We start from the raw sequence: 19,871 nt of genomic DNA, 5'->3' as shown, positions 1-19,871 counted from the left end.
CACGCGGGACTAGTCCAAGGCGACCTCGACCACCGGACCGTTGTCCGGCCTCGCGAGCCGTTTGCTCCCCTGGCCCTCCTTCCAGAAGTCGAAATAGATGGTGTTGCCCTCGACCCAGGTCAGCACCGCCTCGGTGAGGTCGAGCCGGAACACGTGGGCCTCGCCGTCGTCACCCTGCAGCCGGGCGACCTCCGCCGGATCCGTGATCTCGACGGCCTTTCCCGACACCTTCGCGTCCGCGCCGCCCTCGTCGATCGCCGAGGCGGCGTGGATCGCGAACCTGCCGTCGCGTTGCAGGTCTTTCGCCTTCACGGCGCCGATCATCGAACCGATCAGCAGATCCTGTTCACGGAAATCGACCTCACTGCCGCTGACCCGGGGCGAGCCGTCCCGCCGGACCGTCGCCAGCACATGCGACTTCGTCGCGGTGAACCGCTCCTTGATCTTCGCCGCCATCGCGGGCGCCTCTTCACTGAACTGCTGCCACGTCGCCATGCGGAACAGCGTCCCACCGGGGTCCGACAGTTTCGGGGGCTCAGGGTCGCGGCGCCCCCATCGGGTTCGGCAGCGGGATCGCTCCGTCGTCGAAGATCCGGCGGCTCAACGGGACGGCCATCCGCACGACGTCGGCGACGCCGTCGGATCCCAGCGCGTCGAGCGGGCCGGTGGCGAGGCGGTCGGTGTCGTCCTCGATCCGTTGGCGTAGAACGATTCCGGACTCGGTGAGTTTCAGGTCGCCGTCGAGGATGCCCCGCCCGGTCAGGCGCGCGACGCTCTCGTCCCAGTCTTCGTCGGACCAGCCGCGGTTGACCTGGATGACCTCACGCGTCACCGCCCCGCTGCCGATGTGGGTCATCGTGGTGTCGAGCCCGCGCAACCCGGCGGCGACGGCGGAGAGGACGTGACCGTCCCCGCGATGCTCGCGCAGCACCGTCGCCGCGAGCCAGATCCTCCCGATCGGTGTGGCCGGCTTGGCGACCGAGGACCAAGCGGCGGCGAGTGGCCTGCCCGCGTACTCGCATCCGGTGACGGCCTGTTCGAGCAAGTCGGCGAGTTCGTGGAAAGGCGCGTCCACGGGCAGGATCCGCTTCAAGGCCGCCTCGACGGCGTCCATCCGGCTCTGGAGCACGACGGCAGGCTCGGCGTACTTCCACGCGTCGGGCAGGGATCGCGCGACCATGCGCGGGGCGAACCCGAACAGCATCGCGGTCACGGGTGGTTCCGGCAGCGGCCCCAGCGGCGCGACGCGACCGGCGAAATAGCCCATCCACCAGCTCGGCAGGCCGACAGCCTTGGCCGCGGCCGCCGTTTCCGGCGCGAAGTAGACGACGGCGTGCAGCGGCTCGACCGCCTCCCAGAAGCGGCGCTGAAGTGACGTCACACCCCTCATCTTGGCCTCGCCGAAAACCGGATGCGACTCCTCGCGCGGTGGTGTGTGATCACGGGCATGGCGATCACCGTGGAAAAGCCGGGAACCGACGGACTGGACGAGGCCGTGGCCGCGTTGCGGGAGTGGCAGTCCGACGGGGTGGCGTGGCAACTGCATCCCGGTGACCTCGGCTGGTACTGGCGCAAGGGGGCGGACGCGACTGCCGAGGCGGTCCGGATCTGGCGCCGGGACGGCCGGATCCTCGCCGTCGGGTTCCTGGACGGAGCCGACCTGCTGCGGCTCACGACCGCGCCGGACGTCCGCCGGGACGAGGAACTGACGCGACAGCTGGCCGAAGACGTGGCCACGCCGGAGCGCGGTGTCCTGCCCGAGGGGAAGGTGTTCGTCGAGGCACCGATGGACGCGCTGCTCCAGGACCTGCTGCCCGGGCACGGCTGGCACGTCGACGAGGAGGAACCGTGGACGCCGCTGAGCCTCGATCTCACCGAGCCGGTGAAGGCCCCGGACCTGCGGATCGAGACGGTCGGAGCAGACCTGGCGGCCGAGTGGGCCGAAGTGATCGGGACGGCGTTCAACGGCTCGACGTTCACCGCCGAGACGTGGCGGACGTTGGCCTCCGGGACTGCTTACGCCGATGCCCGGTGCCTGCTCGGCTATGACGACCACGGCGCTGCCGTCGCGGCGGTGGCCGTGTGGTCGGCCGGTGTCGGCAAGCCCGGGTTGCTCGAACCGATGGGCGTGCACCGGGACCAGCGCGGACACGGGTACGGCCGGGCGATCACCGTCGCCGCGGCGGCCGCGCTCCAGGAGCTCGGCTCGTCGAGCGCGACCGTGAACACACCCAGCTCCAACGTCGCCGCCGTGACGACCTACAAGTCGGGCGGGTTCCAGCCGTGGGCCGAGACCCGGGACCTGACGAGGGACGCCTAAGCCCCGTGGCTGAGGGGGCTTTCCCCGAGTCTCACGCGGTGGAGGGCGGCCGAGTGTCCCTATTTCCACCCACCACGCCGTGTTGCGAAAGCCACTTTCGCAACACTCAACGTTGTGAAAGTGGCTTTCGCACCCTGTCTGCGGAGCCCGAGCCCGGACGCTGCCCCTGGCCGGGACGTGAGCGGCGGGCCCTGAAGACCTAAGTCCCGTAGACGGCTTCAGGGACCGGAGCCTCCGCCAGCAACTCGGCCACCACCGGTCCGAGTTCGGCGGGCGACCACCTCGATCCCTTGTCCCGCACCGTGCCGTGTCGCCAGCCCTGCGCGATCGAGACGCGTCCGCCGTCGACCTCGAACACCCGCCCGGTCACCCCGGACGACTCCTCACTGCCGAGCCACACCACCAGCGGCGACACGTTTTCCGGTGCCATGGCGTCGAAACCGGCCTCCGGCGCGGCCATGTCGTCGGCGAACGCCTCTTCGGTCATCCGGGTGCGGGCGGCCGGGGCGATCGCGTTCACGGTGACGCCGTAGCGCGCGAATTCGGTCGCGGCGACCAGCGTGAGCCCGAGGATCCCGGACTTCGCGGCCGCGTAGTTCCCCTGCCCGACACTGCCGAGCAGACCCGCGCCGGAGCTGGTATTGATCACCCGCGCGGCCCGCGTCCGGCCCGCCTTCGCCTCGGCCCGCCAGTACTCCGCGGCGTGCCGCGTCGGCGCGAAATGGCCCTTCAGGTGGACGCGGATGACGGCGTCCCACTCGTCCTCGCCGAGGTTGACCAGCATCCGGTCGCGCAGGAAACCCGCGTTGTTGACCAGGACGTCCAGCCCGCCGAAGGATTCGATCGCGGTGCGGACCAAAGAAGCCGCGCCGTCCCAGGAAGCGATGTCGTCGGTGTTCGCCACCGCCTTGCCGCCGAGCGCCTCGATCTCGTCGACGACGTCCTGCGCCGGACCCGCCGACCCGCCGCTGCCGTCGATGCCGGCGCCGAGGTCGTTCACCACCACCCGCGCGCCCTCGGCGGCGAACGCGAGCGCGTGCGCCCGTCCGATGCCTCGACCGGCTCCGGTCACCACCACGATCCGGCCGTCGGCGATCCCGCTCACACCGGCTCCTTTCGTTCTTTTGCCTGGGAATTGGAAGCGGCGAGGAAAGCGGGCAGCTCTCCCCCGCCGTGCACGGTCAGACAGGCACCGCTGACGTAGGACGCCAACGGAGACGCCAGGAACACCGCGCAAGAACCGATCTCGTCGGGGTCGGCCAATCGTCCTAAGGGGACAGTCGCGCCCACGGCCGCGATCCCCGCCTCGTCGCCGTAGTGCAGATGCGAGTGTTCCGTCCGCACCATGCCGACGTCGAGCGCGTTGACCCGCACCTTCGGCGCCCACTCGACGGCGAGCGTCGCGGTCAGGTTGTCCAGGCCCGCTTTCGCCGCGCCGTAGGACGCCGTCCCGGGCGAAGGTCTCGTCGCGCTGACACTGCTGATGTTCACGATGACGCCGCCGCCGTCCTGACGCTGCATGAGCGCGTTCGCCGCGCGGGCGACGGTCAGCGGCGCCAGCAGGTTCAGCGCGACGATCTTCTCGTGGAACCGCGGTGACGCGTCCGACGCCTTGGCGTACGGCGCGCCGCCCGCGTTGTTGACCACGACGTCGAGCCTGCCGTGCCGCCGGACGATCTCCTCGATGAGCGCGTCGACCTCCTTCGGGTCGCGGACGTCGCAGGAGATGAACGTCGACACCTGGTCACCGGCGCACACCGGCCGCTCGGGTTCGGTGCGGGCGCAGGTGACGACTTCGGCGCCGGCCCGCAGGAAAGTCCTGGTGACACCGGCGCCGACGCCGCGTACCCCGCCGGTCACCAGCACCACGGCGCCGTCGAGCCGGAGTTCGAGTGCCATGCGGGCCTCCTTCACGGTCGCTGTACCCGGGCCGGGCGTCCTGCTAACGTACCAAGCAAGTGCTAGGTTTGGTAGCTGTGGAGGGTGCCCGATGACCGTTTCCACCCACTCCCCGGAGCCCGGCATCGCCGTGGTCACGGTCGACGCGCCCCCGGTGAACGCGCTGAGCGTGAAGGGATGGTTCGCCCTCGCCTCCGCCGTCACCGACGCCGGGCGGGATCCCGCGACGCATGTCGTGGTGCTGCGCGCGGAGGGCCGGGGGTTCAACGCCGGGGTCGACATCAAGGAGATCCAGCGCGATCCCGGGTACGGCGCGCTGATCGGCGCGAACGAGGGCTGCGCGGCGGCGTTCTCCGCCGTGTACGACTGCGCGGTCCCGGTGATCGCCGCGGTGCAGGGCTTCTGTCTCGGCGGCGGGGTCGGCCTGGTCGGCAACGCGGACGTGGTGGTCGCCAGCGAGGACGCCACTTTCGGGCTTCCCGAGGTCGATCGCGGCGCGCTGGGCGCGGCGACCCACCTCGCGCGGCTGGTCCCCCAGCATCTGATGCGGGCCCTGTACTACACGGCCTCGACGATCACCGCGGCTCAGCTGCACCACCACGGTTCGGTCTACGCCGTGGTCTCGCGGGACGAACTCGACGAGACCGCGCTCGGCGTCGCCCGGCAGATCGCGGCGAAGGACACCCGCGTTATCCGCGCCGCGAAACAGGCCATCAACGGCATCGACGTCCAGCCCGTGCACCGCAGCTACCGCTTCGAACAGGGATTCACCTTCGAACTCAACCTGGCGGGCGTCTCCGACGGAGCGCGCCAGGAGTTCTTGGACGGTAAGGGGAAGTGATGGCCGACAAGCGGATGACGCCGGACGAGATCGCCGGCGAACTCGAAGACGGCATGACGATCGGGATCGGCGGCTGGGGTTCCCGGCGCAAGCCCATGGCGCTGGTGCGCGCGATCCTGCGTTCACCGGTCAAGGACCTCACCGTGGTCTCCTACGGCGGCCCCGACGTCGGGCTGCTGGCGTCGGCGGGCAAGATCAAGCACCTCGTCTTCGGCTTCGTCACCCTGGACACGATCCCCTACGACCCGTGGTTCTCGCGGGCGCGGGAGACCGGGGCGATCACCGTCACCGAGTACGACGAAGGCGTTTTCGGGACCGGCCTTTCCGCTGCCGCGCAACGGCTTCCGTTCCTGCCGACGCGCGCGGGCCTCGGCTCGGGCGTCATGGACCTGAACCCGTCACTGCGCGTCGTCCGCTCGCCGTACGACGACGCGGAGGAACTGCTGGCCGTGCCCGCGCTCACCCTCGACGCGGCCTTCGTCCACCTCAACCGCGCCGACGTCCGGGGCAACGCGCAGTACCTCGGCCCGGATCCGTACTTCGACGAACTGTTCGCGCTCGCCGCCGACAAGTGTTACGTGTCCACGGAAAAGATCGTGGAGACGGCCGAACTCGCCGAAGCGGGACCGGTGCAGAGCCTGCTGCTGAGCCGCATGCTCGTCACCGGGGTCGCAGAAACGCCGAACGGCGCGCATTTCACCACCGCCGTCCCGGACTACGGACGCGACGAACGCTTCCAGCGCCACTACGCCCAGGCCGCCAAGGATCTGGACGCGTGGCCGGACTTCGTCGACCGGTTCCTGTCCGGGGACGAAGCGCAGTACCAGAAGGCCGTCGCCGAATTCGGGGAGTCCGCATGAGTGACATCAGTCGTGCCGAAGTGGCGGTCGTCGCCTGCGCCGAGTTGTTCCGCGGCGACGGCGAAATCGTGGTGAGCCCCATGGGTTTCATCCCGTCGCTGGGCGCCCGGCTCGCCAGGCTGACGTTCGAACCGGACATCCTGCTGTCCGACGGCGAGGCGTACCTGATGACGCCGGACGCCGTCGTCGAAGGCTGGCAGCCGTTCCGCAAGGTCCTCGACACCGTCGTACCACGCGGAAAACGTCACGTCGTGATGGGCGCCAACCAGATCGACGGGGAGGGGAACCAGAACATCTCGGCGATCGGCGAGCATTCCCGTCCCAAGAAACAACTTCTCGGGGTGCGCGGCGGACCGGGCAACACGGCCAACCACCGCACGAGCTACTGGGTTCCGCGGCACGGCAAGCGGGTCTTCGTCGATCAGGTCGACATCGTGTCCGGTGTCGGCTATGTCAGGGCGCGCGAGGCCGGCCTGCGGCATCACGACGTCCACCGCGTCGTCACCAACCTCGGCGTCCTGGACTTCGGCGGCGAAGACCACGCGCCGAGGCTGCTTTCCGTGCATCCGGGGGTTTCCGTGGACGATGTCGTCGAGGCGACGTCGTTCCCGCTGATCACCGACGGCGTCACGGAAACCCGGCTGCCGACCGAGTCCGAACTGCTCCTCATCCGGACCAGTCTCGATCCGAAGTCCTCGCGGGACAAGGAAGTCCCGTCGTGAAGACAGCGTTGACCGAACTGGCCGGGATCCGGCATCCGGTCGTGCAGACCGGGATGGGCTGGGTCGCCGGGCCGCGGCTGGTGTCCGCGACGGCGGAAGCGGGCGGCCTCGGCATCCTCGCCTCCGCGACGATGACCTACGACGAACTGGCGGCGGCGATCAAGGAGGTCAAGAGCCGCACGTCGCGGCCGTTCGGGGTCAACCTCCGCGCGGACGCGGAAGACGCCGGGCGCCGGGTCGAACTGCTCATCACCGAGGAAGTCAGGGTCGCTTCCTTCGCGCTCGCGCCGAAGAAGGACATGATCGCGCGGCTGAAGGACAACGGCGTCCTCGTCGTCCCCTCGGTCGGCGCGGCCAGGCACGCGGAGAAGGTCGCGGGCTGGGGCGCCGACGCCGTCATCGTGCAGGGCGGCGAGGGCGGCGGGCACACCGGCGGGGTCGCGACGACACTGCTGCTGCCGTCGGTGCTGGACGCCGTCGACATCCCGGTGGTCGCGGCGGGCGGTTTCTTCGACGGCCGCGGGCTGGCCGCCGCGCTGGCCTACGGGGCGGCCGGGGTCGCCATGGGCACCCGGTTCCTCCTGACGAAGGAAAGCACCGTCCCCGACGAGATCAAGCGGGCGTACCTCGCCCGTGACCTCAACGGCACCGTCGTCACCCGCAAGGTGGACGGGATGCCGCATCGCGTCCTGCGGACGGAACTGGTCGACGCGCTCGAGTCCGCCGGTCCGGTCAGCGGGCTCGCCAGGGCGGCTCGCAACGCCGCGAAGTTCCGGAAGCTGAGCGGGCTGTCGTGGCGTTCGCTGGCCACCGAGGGGCTGCGCATGAAACGCGGCGGCGACCGGACGTGGTCGCAGGTGCTCATGGCCGCCAACACACCGATGTTGCTGCGCGCCGGGCTCGTCGAGGGCGATCGGAGCGCCGGGGTGCTGGCGTCCGGGCAGGTCGTCGGCCTGCTCGACGACCTGCCCGCGATCGGCGAGCTGATCGAGAAGATCGTGGCGGACGCCTCCGAGGTCCTGCGGCGGCTGGGCTCCGAGTGAAGGACCGAGCGCGCTGTGCTTGACTTCGGCCATGATCTCGGAGAGTCGTTGTCCGGTCGAGGACGGTGAGCTGTACGTCCGCAGTACCGGCGAAGGGCCGCTTCTGCTCCTGATCGCCGGTGGGCTGGGCTCGGCGGACACCTTCCGGGCGATGACGAAGCTGCTCGCCGGCGACCACACCGTCGTCACCTACGACCGGCGCGGCCATTTCCGCAGCACCGACACCAGCACCGGGCCGGTCAGCGTGCCAAAGCAGGCCGACGACGCCCACGCCGTCCTCCAGCACGTCGGCGGCGGACCGGCGAGTGTGTTCGGGACCAGCGCGGGCGCCCTGATCGGCCTCGACCTCGTCGCCCGCTACCCGGACGCGGCGAGCGTCCTGGTCGCGCACGAACCTCCCGCCGTCCAGCTGCTCCCGGACGCGCTCGGCTGGCTCGACGAGGCCAACGCGCAGGTGCGGCTCGCGCAGGCGGGCGACCTGATGGGGGCGTTCAAACGGTTCACCGACGGGATCGCCGGTGCCGCGCTGCCCGAACTCCGCGCGATCCGGCTGCCGAACGAGGAGGACTGGAAGCGGCTGTTCGCCCGCGAGCTGGCCGAGATCCTCGACTACCTGCCCGATCTGCGGGCCCTGCGCAGGGCGAGGACCGAGATCTTCCCCGTCGCGGGTGCCGGCAGCCGGGGGCACTACCACTACCAGCCCGCCAAGATCCTCGCGCTGGAACTGGGGTTGCCGTTCACGGAGATGCCGGGAGCGCATCTGGCACCGCAGCGGAACCCCGCCCAGTTCACCGAAGCGCTGCGGGACCTGCTCGAAGGCTGAGCGTCACGCCATCAGGGGCAGCTTCCCGACCAGCTTGTCGATCCGGTTGCGCGGCCCGACGATACCGATCGCGCAGTAGCCCATCTCCCCGGTCGGGATCTCCTTCATCGTCGCGAGGAAGTCGTCGTAGACCCGGATCCGCTGGGCGATCTCGGGCATGTCGGCGACGTGGCAGCCCGGTGAGGCCGCGGCCTTGGCGCGGATGGCCCGCAGCTTCTCGGCGTCGGCCGACAGGATCGAGCAGCCGACCCAGGGCAAGCCCGTGTAGTGCTCGCCGTCGGCGTCGACCGCTTCGTCACCGAGCAGACCGGACACGGCTTTCGCGGTGGCGACGGCGGTGCAGACCGCCGCGTTGACCGCGCGGCCGGGCGGCAGCTCGCTGTTGACCACGATGACCCATTTCAACCGGGCCGACCTCGTGGACGCGGTGAAGTCGACCTCGTCGGGGGCGAACCCGACGGCCGTACCGTACTCGGACATTCAGCTGGTCTCCTGCTCACATCAACGGATGAACAAGGCCAAGCTAAGAGGACATACGAGTAGAGTCCACCGTGTTCGTACTTAATACGGTGACGGGTCCGAGATGGCGCGACTGGACGAACTTGATAAGGCGATCCTGGCGCAATTGCAGTCGGACGCACGGAAGACCAACCGCGAGGTGGCCGCCGCCGTGGGGGTTTCGCCGACGACGGCGCTGGATCGCACCCGCGCGCTACGGGAACGCGGCGTGATCCGCGGCGCGCTGCTGGACGTCGATCTGCCGTCGATCGGCCGCGGGGTGCAGGCGCTCATCGCGGTGCGGGTGCGCCCGCCCTCGCGGCGGAACATCGAAGGCTTCCGGAACTGGGTCAACGCGCTGCCCGACCTCGTCGGGCTCTACGTGACCACCGGGACCGAGGACTTCATCCTGCATGTCGCGGTTCCCGACAACGACGCCCTCTACGCCTTCGTGATCGACAAGCTGACCGAGCGCGCGGAGGTGGCGGACGTGCGGACCTCCATGGTCTTCGAGCACAGCAGGCGCACCCGGATCACGCCGGTGGACCGCTGAGCGGGCGATACATAGCGGGATTGGTGTCCCCAATGAGGCATTGGGGACACTGAGCGTCTCCAATGCCTCATTGGGGACAGTGACCGCGTGAGACGCGGGGAAGGTCCCCTTCAGCCCAAGCCTCAGAGCTCCCGGATGACGCGGGCCGGGTTGCCTGCTGCGAACACCTTCGACGGCAGGTCCCGGGTGACGACGCTGCCCGCACCCACCACGGTGTCGTCCCCGATGGTCACCCCGGCGCAGACGATGACGCCGCCGCCGAACCAGACGTTGTCCCCGATGGTGATCGGCGCGGCCGATTCCCAGCGCTGCCGCCGCAGTTCGTGGTCCTCCATGGGATGCAACGCGGTCAGCAGCTGACAGCGCGGGCCGATCGAGCAGTCCGAGCCGATCTTGATCGGGGCGCAGTCGAGGAGGATCGCGTCGTAGTTGAGGAAGCTGTTGGCGCCGATCTCGATCAGATAGCCGTAGTCGCACTGGAACCGCGGCATGATCCAGGAACCCTCACCGAGTTTTCCCAGCAGCTCACGCAAAATCGTGTCCCGCTCACCGGTCTCCTCGGCGCCCGTGCCGTTGAAACGGTCCACAAGGGCCTGCGCGCGCCTACGATCCGCGACGAGTTCAGGGTCGTTGTCCCGGTACAGCTCGCCGCGCAGCATGCGGTCCTTTTGCTCACCCATGCCGCCAACCTACCGAAAGGGCCCTGTCGGCGGGCCTCCGCTGGGAGGCTGCCGACAGGGCGGGGTAAACGCTTGCGGAGCGTTCTTCAGTTGTGTCGATCGATTTCGGGTAGGGCCGGCCCGGCGGGTGGGTGAGGTGTAGGGGGGACCCGCCGGGCCGGAGTATCTTCCTCCTGTTCGCCGGTGCTCACTGGGCGTTGAACCGCCTCGGCCGTCGGAGTGAGCCGAGGACGTCTGGAGTGGTCGCTCAGCGCCTCATTCGCGGCACTTGCGGCCTTCGTTGACGCAACCGACGAGCCGATCCATGATCCGGTCCGGCATCACGTTCGCGAAATCGTCGTGGTCGGAGAACGGGTTGTGGTCCTCTTCAGCGAAAGAGTCCACTGCCGGCGAGTTCGCGATCGACAGACCCAGCGGCGCGGTCGCGAGCTTGGTCCTCCGGGCGATACGGTGACACCCTTGATTTCGTGCCATTGATTGCTCACCTCATTCCTTTCCGGACGCGTCGAAACGCAGACCCGGGGATGAGTTACACCTTCACCGGATTTCGATCCGGTTACTGATTAATACGGTTCCCGCCGGGAACCGGTTCAAAAAAAGATCGAAAGAAGTTATCGGCGCACGACGGCCAGCACGGTGCCGTCCTGCTTGTGCACCTCGAACCGTTCGATGTCGGCTTTCCGCAGGGCCGTCGAACCGGTGATGACGAGCGGATCCGGGGAGCCGGGAACCCCGTACCCCTTGGCCGGAACGCTCCAGTTGTTGACGACGTAGGCCTCTCCACCGTGGGAGTAGGCGAAGAGCTGGCAGGTCATCGGTCCGATGAGGCCGCGCAGTTCGAGTTCGACGGCGCTGCCCCACTCCTTCTCCTGGACCGTGACCTCGGCGGCGACCGCGTTGCCCGCCTCGGACCAGCCGAACGGGGCGGCGCCGCCGTCCGGGCCCGCTTCCCTGGACGACGGCGTAGGCGACACCACCGAGGTGACCACCGTGGGCGCGGCCTGCGTGATGACCGGTTCACGGTTCGTGAGCGAAAGGACGGTGAGCGGGCCGCCGACGACGAGCACGAGGACGGCGGCGGCCGTCGCGAGCCGGACGATCTTCCGGCGGCGGTTCGCCTTGGCGGCGTCCGCGAGCAGCATCCGCAGCACACGCGGACCCGGTCCCTTCACGGGCGGGTCCGGCCAGCTCTTCTTGACCATGTCCAGGATGTCGGGCAGGTGGTACATCTCCACCAGCTCGACCTGACATTCAGGACATTCCAGCAGATGCGTCTCGAACCTGACGTGGTCCTCCTCGCCGAGGACGCCGAGCACGTAGGCGGCGATATCCGTGTGCGGCGCTCCGGACACCTCGCTCACCCCCGCTCCTGCAGCGCCCTGCGCAGCGCGCGCACAGCATGGTGGATCCGCGATTTCACCGTACCCGGCGGAACCCCGAGCGTCGCCGCGACCTCGTTCACGGTCCGGTCACGCAGGTAGGTCTGCTGGACGGCCTCACGTTGCTCCGGGGAAAGATTGCGCAGGGCCTCGTAAACGATCATGGCCGCGAGCGTCTTCTCCGATTCGTCCGGTACTCCGATCGAATCCGACTCCAGTTCCTCCACCTCTTGAGGGCGGGCGCTCCGGCTCCGCCAGCCGTCGATGACGATGCGCCTGGCCACGGTGAACAGCCAGGCGCGCAGCATCTCCGGCTGCCGGTCGAGCTTGCCGGCGTTGCGCCACGCCTTGATGAGCGTTTCCTGGACCACGTCCTCGGCCCACTGGCGATCGTGACCGGTCAGCTTCAGCACGAACGCCATCAGGCTCGACCCGAACTCCTGGTACAACGCCCTGATGAGGTCGTCATGCCCGTTCGACACGGGTTCATGATCGACAATTGGCTGCAGTATCCGAGAGTGGCGTCCCACGCGGCACATCTTTGTGTGCTCAGGGGCGATAAGTCCAGTACCAAAACCGTTCGGTACCGGTTTCTCCACGCGGTGAAAGTTTTTTGAACCGTTCCCGACTCGTGACCGTATCCCCTACCGAAGACCCCGACCCGGCGCTGTCCCCCGCATCGCCGAATCCACTGTGGATCATGACTGTCCACAGTGTACTTAAACCTGCCTGCGCACACTCCTCTGGCCCCGACAGGAGGATTTCCGTGAACCCCGTGTCACGCTCGGTCATACCTCTGACCCTGACCCTGTCCGCGATCGCGCTGACCTCGGCCTGCACCACCGGTACCGCGGGACCGAACGGTTCCCCGGGCGCGGCTCCCGCCGCCGGAGCCGCCCAGATCCCGGGTATGCCCGACCCCGCGGCCGAACCGGCTCCCGGTGTCACGGCGGCGATCCTGTTCGACCTCGGACCGATAGTCACCGACACCAATGGCTTCACGCTTTACCGCTACGACAAGGACACGGTCAATCCGCCCAAGTCGAACTGCGCCGAAACCTGTTCGCGCACCTGGATTCCCGCCAAGGCGGGCGGCGACCTCGTGGTGACCGGGATCGATCGCGCGCTGGTCGGCACCGTGACCAGGGACGACGGCACCGAGCAGGTCACGCTCGCGGGCTGGCCGCTCTACCGCAACGCCAACGACGCGATGCCCGGCAACACCGGCGGGCAGGGTGTCGACGACGCGTGGTTCCCGGCCAAACCGGACGGCACGAAAGTGCTGCTCACCGCGGACACCTGGCAGGCCGATGACCTCGGCATCTGACCTTCCCAGATTCTCCCGCCCGCTGCTGGTCCTGCTGATCACGGCCGCGGTGACCCTGCTCGGCCCCGTCGGCGACGCACGCGCCCAGCAACTGTCCGCCGCGGACCGGAACCTGATCGTCAACGTCAAACTGGCCGGGCTGTGGGAAATGCCCGCCGGGATGTGGGCGCAGGAACGCGGGAAGGGCAAGAGGACCCGCGAAGTCGGCCGGACACTGATGATCGACCACGGCAGGCTCGACACCGCGACGCACTCCATCGCCGACCGGTTCGGCATCACCTTGCCGACCGAGCCGTCGGACCAGCAGTCCGCGTGGCTCGGCGAGATGAAGGCCGCCCGCGACGACACCGAGTTCGACCGCATCTTCGCCAACCGGCTCCGGTACGCGCACGGCGTGCTGTTCCCCATCATCGCGCAGGTCAGGGCCGGTACCCGCAACGACGTCGTCCGTGACTACGCCACCACGGCCAATCAGGCGGTGCTGCGGCACATGACCCTGCTGGAGAGCACCGGCGTCGTCGACCAGTCGCTGATGCCGGAAGCGCCGGCGCCGCAGTCGAACACGGCCAACGCCTCGATGGACGTCGGTTTCGGTGACCTCGCCCTCGGCCTGCTGCTGGCGGTCGTACTCGGCGGCGGACTGTTCTTCGCCCTCCGGACCCTGCGCGCCAAGAACACCCGGACCCGCAAACGCGCGGCCGCCGCCGAACCAGACCTGGTTCCCAGTGCCCCTGGAGAGATCAATGTATGACCAGTGGTCCGAGGTGGTGGTCGTCCTGACCCAGAAGACGAACACGGACCCCGGCATCAAGGGCATGGCGCAGACCTCCGCCCGGATCGCGTACGGCTTCATGTGCCTGACCCTGTGCTGGGGCGTGTTCACCGCGACCGGCTGGATCAAGTCGCTGACCGGCCGGAAGGCCCTGCGCAGCTCGCATATGGTGCTCGGCATCCTGACGTTGTCGTTCGGTGTCGTGCACGCGATGTCGTTCGTGTTCCTGCCCGACGGGTTCACCCTCGCGCAGATCTCGATCCCGCTCCTGCCGGGCACGCTGGCGCGGCACGAACTCGGCGTCGTCGGGCTCGAGGTCATGATCGCCGTCGCGCTGACCGGCGGGATCAGCCGGTTCAGTTCCTACCGGCGCTTCCTGTGGATCCACCGGCTCGCCTATCCGGCGGTCGCGATCACGGCACTGCATTCGTTCTTCGGCGCCATGGCCAACGGCCACCTCGGTCTCCTGTGGTTCGGCGGGATCACGCTGCTGGTCCCCGTGGTCCTGCTGACCGCGCTGCGGTTCACGCCCACCCGGTACCTGGAACGGCTGGGCCTGGTCGAGGAACTGGTCTGACGGCCGCACGAAACGACTGGGAGAGAAGAAAGATGATCTTCGGAAGCGTACGGCGCGGCACTCGGGTCAGCGTCGACAACGAACGGTGCGAAATCTTCGGCTTCTGCGAGATGGAGGCACCCGCCACGTTCAAGATCGGGCCGGACGGCAAGCTCCGCATCCGCCGCATGGTCGACCGGGACGGCTTGGACCAGGCCATTTCGGCGGCCAGGCTCTGTCCGAAACAGGCCATCAGAGTCAAGGGAGAAGGAGCGTACGACGATGAGTGACGGAGATCGGATCGTCATCGTCGGTGCGGGCGTCGCCGGGCTCCGTTCCGCGGAACGACTGCGGGAACTCGGTTTCGACGGCGAGATCGTGCTGGTCGGCGACGAGCCGCGGAAGCCCTACCACCGGCCGATGGTGTCCAAAGAGCTCATCACCGGTGGTGTGAAACCGGTGGCCGCGAGCCTGGAGCCGTACCTCGACCTGGACGTCCACTGGCGGCTCGGCACCCGCGCGACCTGGCTCGACAGCAAGGAACGCACCGTGCACCTGCCCGGCGGGGAATCCCTGTGGTACGACGGTTTGATCATCGCGACCGGCGTCTACCCGCGGCACCTCCCCGGCTCGCCGCGCCACGACCCCCGGGTCCGGGTGCTGCGCACCGTGGAGGATTCACTGGCCGTCCGGCGGGCGCTGGGGAACAGCAACAAATCCGTCGTGGTGATCGGCAGCGGCCTGATCGGGAACGAGTTCGCCGCGTCGATGCGGCACATGGGCCGCGACGTCACGCTCATCGGCCACGCGAAGGCGCCTTTGCACCGCTTCGGGGAGCGGATCGCGTCGGCGCTCACCAAGGAGCACCAACACCATCGCGCCAAGCTGGCGATGAACACCGAGGTGCGGAACTGGATCAGCACCAAGGAGACGGTCGGGCTGCACCTGACCAACAACCAGTTCCTGGTGGCCAGTTGCGTGGTGCTCTCGATCGGCAGTGTGCCCGCGGTGGACTGGCTGCGCGGCTCGGAGCTGACCATCGAGGACGGCGTCCTCTGCGAGGCGACCCTGTTCGCGACCGGGGCCGAAGACGTCGTGGTCGCGGGCGACGTCGCGAAATGGCCGAACCTGCGGATCGACGAAACCCCGCGCCGGGTCGAGCACTGGATGAACGGCGTCGAATCCGGCCGCGCGGCGGCGGAAAGCCTGATGCTGGGCCGGGGCAACGCGAGGCCGTACACGCCGCTCCCCCGCGCTTGGTCGTCCCTGTACGACGCGCGCCTGCAGACCGTCGGGATGCCCTCGCTGGGCAAGGACACGATCGAGCTTTCCGACGGGGTCACCGGTTTCGTCCGTGACGGCAGGCTGATCGGCGCGGCGGGCTGGGACCGGCCGAAGGCGATGATCCACTGGACCGCCGAACTCGACCGGCGGCTGCCGGTGCCCGAGCCGGTGTTCCCCGCTCCCGCTGTCGCCGAGCCGTCGTTCGCCGCCGGTCTCGGGGAGTCGACGCCGATCGGGGAGGACGTCCTCGCCCCGTTCGAGCGGGACTTCCTGTCCGACACCCCGACCGCGGCCGTACCCGCACAGGAGGAGATGCCCTGGGCTCGCGTTCCCGCCGGGTGACCCGGGATCGCGACCGGACCGGGGCCGCGCGCGGCGGCCGCGGTCCCCTCAGGTGGCGGTGGGCAGCTGGGCCTCCGCGCCCACCGCCACCCCCTTGGGGATGCCGGGAGGATCCCGGGACCGACGGTGATTCGGGCTCCGTCGGGTGCCGCCCTTCCGGCTCCCCGCATCCGGTCGGGGCCCTTCCAGGCTTGACTCACCTGGGAGGGCCCCGATCTATGCCTGCGCCTGCGAGTGGTCGTTCACCGCATCGCCTACGCGGACGGCTCCCTTCGCGTCGAGCGCCCACGGCGGAACACGTTGCGAAAGCCACTTTCGCAACCTTCAACGTTGCGAAAGTGGCTTTCGCAACGTCGGCTCCCGCCAGACCGCACCGGGTCGGCGCCGGGTGACGCGAAAGCCACTTTCGGGACACCTGATGTCTCGAAAGTGGCTTTCGCGACACCACAGGCCGAGGTCGTGGCCGGAGAGCCGTGGTGATCACCCGGCACAACGGTCGCCTTGCCGTGAAGGCCTCCTTGCCTACCCTGAAGGTAGTGAAGGAGGCCTTCACGGACTGTCGTCCCGCCACTCACGAAACGGGTGCCTTCACCACCACGGTGTCGTCCGGGCCGACCGAGCGCCCGTCCGAGGCGTGGACTTCCAATGCCCGCAACGGAAGCCCGCCGTCGCGGTCCACCAGTTCGGACCGCGGCTCACCCTCGGCGAAGAAGTGCGCCTCGCCCCATTGCCGCAGCGCGACGATCACCGGGAACAGGTCGCGCCCCTTCGCCGTCAGCACGTATTCGCTGTATGTGCTCCCGTCCGAAGCCGGGACCACGTCGAGCACGCCGTGCCCGACGAGCGCCCGCAGCCGGGCGGACAGGATGTTCTTCGCGACGCCCAGGCCGCGCTGGAACTCACCGAAGCGGCGGACGCCGTCGAAGGCGTCACGCACGATCAGGAGCGACCACCAGTCGCCGATCGTGTCGAGCGAGCGCGCCACCGGGCACGGGGCTTCGTCGAACGTCGTCCGCTTCACCATGGTTGCATCTTACAACCGGAGTGCTCTACCGTCGCCAGTGGTAGCAAGTTGAAACCACACTGGAGGGGTAGTGCGTCTCGGAGTCGTCCTGTTGTTCGCCGTGGCCGCCGGGACGGCCGTCGCCACGATCTACTTCGCGCAGCCGTTGCTCGTCACCATGGGCGCCGATCTCGGGATCGCCGCGTCGACCGTGGGCGGCATCGTCACGCTCACGCAGCTCGGCTACGGCCTGGGCCTGTTCCTGCTGGTCCCGCTCGGTGACCTGCTCGAACGCCGTCGGCTCGTCACCGGGCTGCTGACGCTGCTCGCGGTCGCCGAACTGGTCGCCGCGACCGCCGCGAACGGCCTGGTCCTGCTCGCCGGGATGACGGCGATCGGCGTGCTCGCGGTGGTGACCCAGCTCCTGGTCGCGTTCGCGGCGTCGCTGGCGGATCCGGCCGGACGAGGACGGGTGGTCGGGCTCGTGACGACCGGCGTCGTCCTCGGGATCCTGCTGGCACGCACGGTTTCCGGGGCGCTGGCCGACGTCGCCGGCTGGCGCGCGGTGTACGTGGTGTCCGCCGGCGTGACCGTGCTGATCGCGATCGTGCTGTACCGCGTCCTGCCCGCCTCGGCCCCCGCCGGAGACGGCATGAGCTACCGGCGGCTGCTGCGGTCCACGCTGTCGCTTTTCGCCGAGGAACCGGTCTTCCGGACGCGCGGAACGCTCGCGCTGCTGATCTTCGCCGCGTTCGGCACCTTGTGGAGTTCCGTCGCCCTGCCGCTCAGCGAGGACGGCCTGTCGCATACCGCCATCGGCGCGTTCGGGCTGGCCGGGGCGGCGGGCGCGCTGGCGGCGGCGCCCGCCGGACGGCTCGCGGACCGCGGCCGGGCACAGTGGACGACCGGGCTCGCGCTCGGACTGCTGCTGGTGTCGTGGCTGCCGCTGGGTTTCACGCGCGCGTCACTGTGGGCCTTGGTGGCGGGCGCGATCCTGCTCGACCTGGCCGTGCAGGCCGTGCACGTCACGAGCCAGACGCTGATCTACCCGCTCCGGCCGGACGCCGGGAGCAGGTTGATCGGCGGGTACATGATCTTCTACTCGGTCGGCAGCGGCGTCGGAGCCATCGGCTCGACGGCCGTCTACGCGGTCGCGGGCTGGACCGGGGTCTGCCTGCTCGGCGCGGCTTTCAGCGCGTCGGCACTCGCCGTGTGGAGTGTCAAAGGCGCTCGATGATCGTGACGTTCGCCGTCCCGCCGCCTTCGCACATGGTCTGCAGCCCGTAGCGTCCGCCGCGGCGTTCGAGTTCGTGCAGCAGGGTCGCGAACAGTTTCGTCCCGGTCGCCCCGATGGGATGACCGAGCGCGATCCCGCCGCCGTTGACGTTGACGCGGTCCGGATCGGCGCCCGTCTCCTCGATCCACGCCAGGACGACGCTCGCGAACGCCTCGTTGACCTCGAACAGGTCGATGTCCTCGATGCGCAAGCCGGTCTTGCGCAGCGCGTGCGCGGTCGCCGGGATCGGCCCGGTCAGCATCCACACCGGATCCGCCGCCCGGACCGAAAGGTGGTGGATCCTGGCGCGCGGGGTGAGGCCGTGTTCCTCGACGAACTTCTCCGACGCGATGAGTGTCGCGCTGGCGCCGTCCGAGATCTGGCTGGCCACGGCCGCGGTGATCCGCGAACCCTCGCTCAGCGGCTTCAGCCCGGCCATCCGTTCCAGTGTGGTGTCGCGCCTGGGCCCCTCGTCCAGGCCGACACCGGCGAACGGTGCGATCTCGGCGGCGAACCGGCCTTCGTCGATGGCCGCGATCGCGCGCTGATGGCTGCGGTAGGCGAACTCCTCCATCGCCTCGCGGGTCAGGTCCCAGTGCTCGGCGATCATGTCGGCGCTGCGGAACTGCGAGACCTCGACGCTGCCGTACCGCGCCTGCCAGCCCTTCGACCCGGAGAACGGATCTTCGAAGCCGTACTCGCGCCCGGCCAGCATCGCCGCGCTGATCGGGATCGCGCTCATGTTCTGCACGCCGCCGGCGAGGACGAGGTCCATCGTCCCGGACAGCACCGCCTGCGCGGCGAAGTGCACGGCCTGCTGGCTCGAACCGCACTGCCGGTCGACCGTCACGCCCGGGACGTGGTGCCCGAATCCCGCCGCGAGCCACGCGGTGCGCGCGATGTTCCCCGACTGCGATCCGATCGTGTCGCAGCAGCCGAGGATGACGTCGTCGACCAGGTCGGTCTCGACCCCCGATCGTTCGACGACGGCCTGGATGACGTGGGCGCCGAGGTCGGCGGAGTGGACGCCGCTGAGCGCTCCCCCGCGTTTGCCGACGGGAGTCCGGACCGCGTCCAGTACATACGCCTCAGCCACGCCGCCTCCTTTTGGTTGCAATGCCGTCCAGCAGGATCCCGAGGTACTGCTGCGCGACGTCGTCCGCGCTCAGCGATCCGTCGGGGTTGTACCAGCGCACCGCCACCCAGACGGTGTCGCGGATGAACCGGTAGGTGAGTTCGACGTCGAGGTCCTCGCGGAACACGCCCGCCGCGATGCCGTCGGTGAGGATCCCGTTCCACAGTTTGCGGAATTCGGTGTTGCGGTCGTTGAGGTAGTCGAACCGCGGCAACTGCATCAGATGCTTCGCTTCGGACTGGTAAATCGCCACTTCGGCGGGCCGCCGGTGAATGGATTCGAACGACGCCACGACGACGGCTTCGAGCGTTTCCCGCGGGCCTCTGCCTTCCGCGACGATCTCGGCGTAGGCGCCGAAGAGTTCGTCGAGGAACACCGTGAGGATCTCGTCGGCCATCGACTCCTTCGAGTCGAAATGGTGGTAAAGGCTGCCCGAAAGGATCCCCGCCGCGTCCGCGATGTCCCGCACGGTGGTGGAGACGTAGCCGCGCTCGGCGAACAGCTTCGCCGCGAGGGCGAGCAGTTCGGCGCGGCGGGACCCTGGACTGGCTTTCATCG

The 19,871-nt window shown here is 69.1% G+C and carries 24 protein-coding genes and 1 pseudogene; 13 read left to right on the top strand and 12 right to left on the bottom strand.

Going from position 1 to position 19,871, the window contains the following annotated elements:
• Nucleotides 1-9: 9 nt before the first annotated feature.
• Both B0293_RS21300 and B0293_RS21295 read right to left on the bottom strand, forming a co-directional pair.
• On the bottom strand, nt 10-495 hold the full coding sequence (locus tag B0293_RS21300; RefSeq protein WP_005164385.1) for a pyridoxamine 5'-phosphate oxidase family protein: 486 nt from the start codon (nt 493-495) through the stop codon (nt 10-12).
• A 40-nt stretch (nt 496-535) separates the two neighbouring features.
• On the bottom strand, nt 536-1,390 hold the full coding sequence (locus tag B0293_RS21295) for an SCO6745 family protein (RefSeq protein WP_407640103.1): 855 nt from the start codon (nt 1,388-1,390) through the stop codon (nt 536-538).
• Nucleotides 1,391-1,447: 57 nt separating this feature from the next.
• Between B0293_RS21295 and B0293_RS21290 the strand changes: the two genes are divergently transcribed.
• The gene (locus B0293_RS21290) at nt 1,448-2,320 is read left to right on the top strand and encodes a GNAT family N-acetyltransferase (protein WP_039919269.1); all 873 of its coding nucleotides are present in this window, start codon (nt 1,448-1,450) and stop codon (nt 2,318-2,320) included.
• Between the two features lie 199 nt (nt 2,321-2,519).
• Here B0293_RS21290 and B0293_RS21285 read toward each other — a convergent pair whose 3' ends face one another.
• Both B0293_RS21285 and B0293_RS21280 read right to left on the bottom strand, forming a co-directional pair.
• A complete protein-coding gene (locus B0293_RS21285) occupies nt 2,520-3,425 on the bottom strand; it encodes an SDR family oxidoreductase (RefSeq protein ID WP_005164380.1) in 906 nt (301 codons plus the stop codon).
• On the bottom strand, nt 3,422-4,219 hold the full coding sequence (locus B0293_RS21280; RefSeq protein ID WP_005164377.1) for an SDR family oxidoreductase: 798 nt from the start codon (nt 4,217-4,219) through the stop codon (nt 3,422-3,424). The genes B0293_RS21285 and B0293_RS21280 overlap by 4 nt, the downstream gene beginning before the upstream one ends.
• A gap of 91 nt (nt 4,220-4,310) precedes the next feature.
• On the opposite strand from B0293_RS21280, the gene B0293_RS21275 reads away from it, so the two are divergent.
• The 5 genes from B0293_RS21275 to B0293_RS21255 are packed head-to-tail and all read left to right on the top strand — an operon-like array spanning nt 4,311 to nt 8,508.
• Nucleotides 4,311-5,060 (top strand): enoyl-CoA hydratase family protein, encoded by a 750-nt coding sequence (locus tag B0293_RS21275; protein ID WP_005164374.1) that lies wholly within the window; start codon nt 4,311-4,313, stop codon nt 5,058-5,060.
• Nucleotides 5,060-5,920 carry a CoA transferase subunit A gene (locus B0293_RS21270; protein ID WP_005164371.1) on the top strand — a complete coding sequence of 287 codons (861 nt, stop codon included), beginning with the start codon at nt 5,060-5,062 and terminating at the stop codon, nt 5,918-5,920. Before B0293_RS21275 ends, B0293_RS21270 begins: the two co-directional genes overlap by 1 nt.
• Nucleotides 5,917-6,642, top strand: a complete 726-nt coding sequence (locus B0293_RS21265) for a CoA-transferase subunit beta (RefSeq protein ID WP_005164366.1) — start codon at nt 5,917-5,919, stop codon at nt 6,640-6,642. Before B0293_RS21270 ends, B0293_RS21265 begins: the two co-directional genes overlap by 4 nt.
• Nucleotides 6,639-7,685, top strand: a complete 1,047-nt coding sequence (locus B0293_RS21260; RefSeq protein ID WP_005164355.1) for an NAD(P)H-dependent flavin oxidoreductase — start codon at nt 6,639-6,641, stop codon at nt 7,683-7,685. The genes B0293_RS21265 and B0293_RS21260 overlap by 4 nt, the downstream gene beginning before the upstream one ends.
• Nucleotides 7,686-7,716: 31 nt before the next feature.
• The gene (locus B0293_RS21255) at nt 7,717-8,508 is read left to right on the top strand and encodes an alpha/beta fold hydrolase (protein WP_005164354.1); all 792 of its coding nucleotides are present in this window, start codon (nt 7,717-7,719) and stop codon (nt 8,506-8,508) included.
• Nucleotides 8,509-8,511: 3 nt separating this feature from the next.
• On the opposite strand, the gene B0293_RS21250 is transcribed toward B0293_RS21255, so the two are convergent.
• Complete coding sequence (locus B0293_RS21250) at nt 8,512-8,988, bottom strand: DUF2000 domain-containing protein (RefSeq protein WP_005164353.1); 477 nt, start codon at nt 8,986-8,988, stop codon at nt 8,512-8,514.
• A 103-nt stretch (nt 8,989-9,091) separates the two neighbouring features.
• On the opposite strand from B0293_RS21250, the gene B0293_RS21245 reads away from it, so the two are divergent.
• The gene (locus tag B0293_RS21245; RefSeq protein ID WP_005164352.1) at nt 9,092-9,559 is read left to right on the top strand and encodes an Lrp/AsnC family transcriptional regulator; all 468 of its coding nucleotides are present in this window, start codon (nt 9,092-9,094) and stop codon (nt 9,557-9,559) included.
• A gap of 122 nt (nt 9,560-9,681) precedes the next feature.
• On the opposite strand, the gene B0293_RS21240 is transcribed toward B0293_RS21245, so the two are convergent.
• The 4 genes and pseudogenes from B0293_RS21240 to B0293_RS21225 form a co-directional block, all read right to left on the bottom strand.
• On the bottom strand, nt 9,682-10,239 hold the full coding sequence (locus B0293_RS21240) for a sugar O-acetyltransferase (protein WP_005164351.1): 558 nt from the start codon (nt 10,237-10,239) through the stop codon (nt 9,682-9,684).
• Between the two features lie 255 nt (nt 10,240-10,494).
• Nucleotides 10,495-10,626 (bottom strand): annotated as a pseudogene (locus tag B0293_RS44980) (DUF1996 domain-containing protein); the annotation flags it as partial.
• A 224-nt stretch (nt 10,627-10,850) separates the two neighbouring features.
• Nucleotides 10,851-11,600, bottom strand: coding sequence for an anti-sigma factor family protein (locus tag B0293_RS21230; protein WP_005164347.1), 750 nt, complete (start codon nt 11,598-11,600; stop codon nt 10,851-10,853).
• A complete protein-coding gene (locus B0293_RS21225; protein ID WP_039919256.1) occupies nt 11,597-12,148 on the bottom strand; it encodes a sigma-70 family RNA polymerase sigma factor in 552 nt (183 codons plus the stop codon). Before B0293_RS21225 ends, B0293_RS21230 begins: the two co-directional genes overlap by 4 nt.
• 245 nt (nt 12,149-12,393) lie before the next feature.
• Between B0293_RS21225 and B0293_RS21220 the strand changes: the two genes are divergently transcribed.
• From B0293_RS21220 to B0293_RS21200, 5 genes are read left to right on the top strand one after another with little or no spacing between them, the layout of a single operon-like run.
• A complete protein-coding gene (locus B0293_RS21220; protein ID WP_245192058.1) occupies nt 12,394-12,945 on the top strand; it encodes a hypothetical protein in 552 nt (183 codons plus the stop codon).
• On the top strand, nt 12,929-13,696 hold the full coding sequence (locus B0293_RS21215) for a DUF4142 domain-containing protein (protein WP_005164343.1): 768 nt from the start codon (nt 12,929-12,931) through the stop codon (nt 13,694-13,696). Before B0293_RS21220 ends, B0293_RS21215 begins: the two co-directional genes overlap by 17 nt.
• Complete coding sequence (locus B0293_RS21210; RefSeq protein WP_005164340.1) at nt 13,689-14,294, top strand: ferric reductase-like transmembrane domain-containing protein; 606 nt, start codon at nt 13,689-13,691, stop codon at nt 14,292-14,294. Before B0293_RS21215 ends, B0293_RS21210 begins: the two co-directional genes overlap by 8 nt.
• A gap of 32 nt (nt 14,295-14,326) precedes the next feature.
• Entirely contained in the window at nt 14,327-14,563 is a 237-nt protein-coding gene (locus B0293_RS21205) for a ferredoxin (RefSeq protein ID WP_005164337.1), read from the top strand.
• The gene (locus B0293_RS21200; RefSeq protein WP_005164334.1) at nt 14,556-15,899 is read left to right on the top strand and encodes an NAD(P)/FAD-dependent oxidoreductase; all 1,344 of its coding nucleotides are present in this window, start codon (nt 14,556-14,558) and stop codon (nt 15,897-15,899) included. The genes B0293_RS21205 and B0293_RS21200 overlap by 8 nt, the downstream gene beginning before the upstream one ends.
• Before the next feature lie 571 nt (nt 15,900-16,470).
• On the opposite strand, the gene B0293_RS21195 is transcribed toward B0293_RS21200, so the two are convergent.
• A complete protein-coding gene (locus tag B0293_RS21195) occupies nt 16,471-16,923 on the bottom strand; it encodes a winged helix-turn-helix transcriptional regulator (protein WP_005164329.1) in 453 nt (150 codons plus the stop codon).
• A gap of 70 nt (nt 16,924-16,993) precedes the next feature.
• Here B0293_RS21195 and B0293_RS21190 point away from each other — a divergent pair, with 70 nt between their 5' ends.
• Entirely contained in the window at nt 16,994-18,139 is a 1,146-nt protein-coding gene (locus tag B0293_RS21190; RefSeq protein WP_077241353.1) for an MFS transporter, read from the top strand.
• Here the strand turns inward: B0293_RS21190 and B0293_RS21185 are convergent.
• Together B0293_RS21185 and B0293_RS21180 are read right to left on the bottom strand one after the other, a co-directional pair.
• On the bottom strand, nt 18,123-19,274 hold the full coding sequence (locus tag B0293_RS21185) for an acetyl-CoA C-acetyltransferase (protein WP_005162235.1): 1,152 nt from the start codon (nt 19,272-19,274) through the stop codon (nt 18,123-18,125). The genes B0293_RS21190 and B0293_RS21185 overlap by 17 nt on opposite strands.
• Nucleotides 19,267-19,869, bottom strand: a complete 603-nt coding sequence (locus B0293_RS21180; protein WP_005162232.1) for a TetR/AcrR family transcriptional regulator — start codon at nt 19,867-19,869, stop codon at nt 19,267-19,269. The genes B0293_RS21185 and B0293_RS21180 overlap by 8 nt, the downstream gene beginning before the upstream one ends.
• Between the last annotated feature and the right edge of the window lie 2 nt (nt 19,870-19,871).

This window comes from Amycolatopsis azurea DSM 43854 (genome assembly GCF_001995215.1).
Taxonomy (GTDB): domain Bacteria; phylum Actinomycetota; class Actinomycetes; order Mycobacteriales; family Pseudonocardiaceae; genus Amycolatopsis; species Amycolatopsis azurea.
The sequence above is the reverse complement of the archived record's forward strand: the minus strand, read 5'-3'. Positions and strand labels throughout refer to the sequence as shown.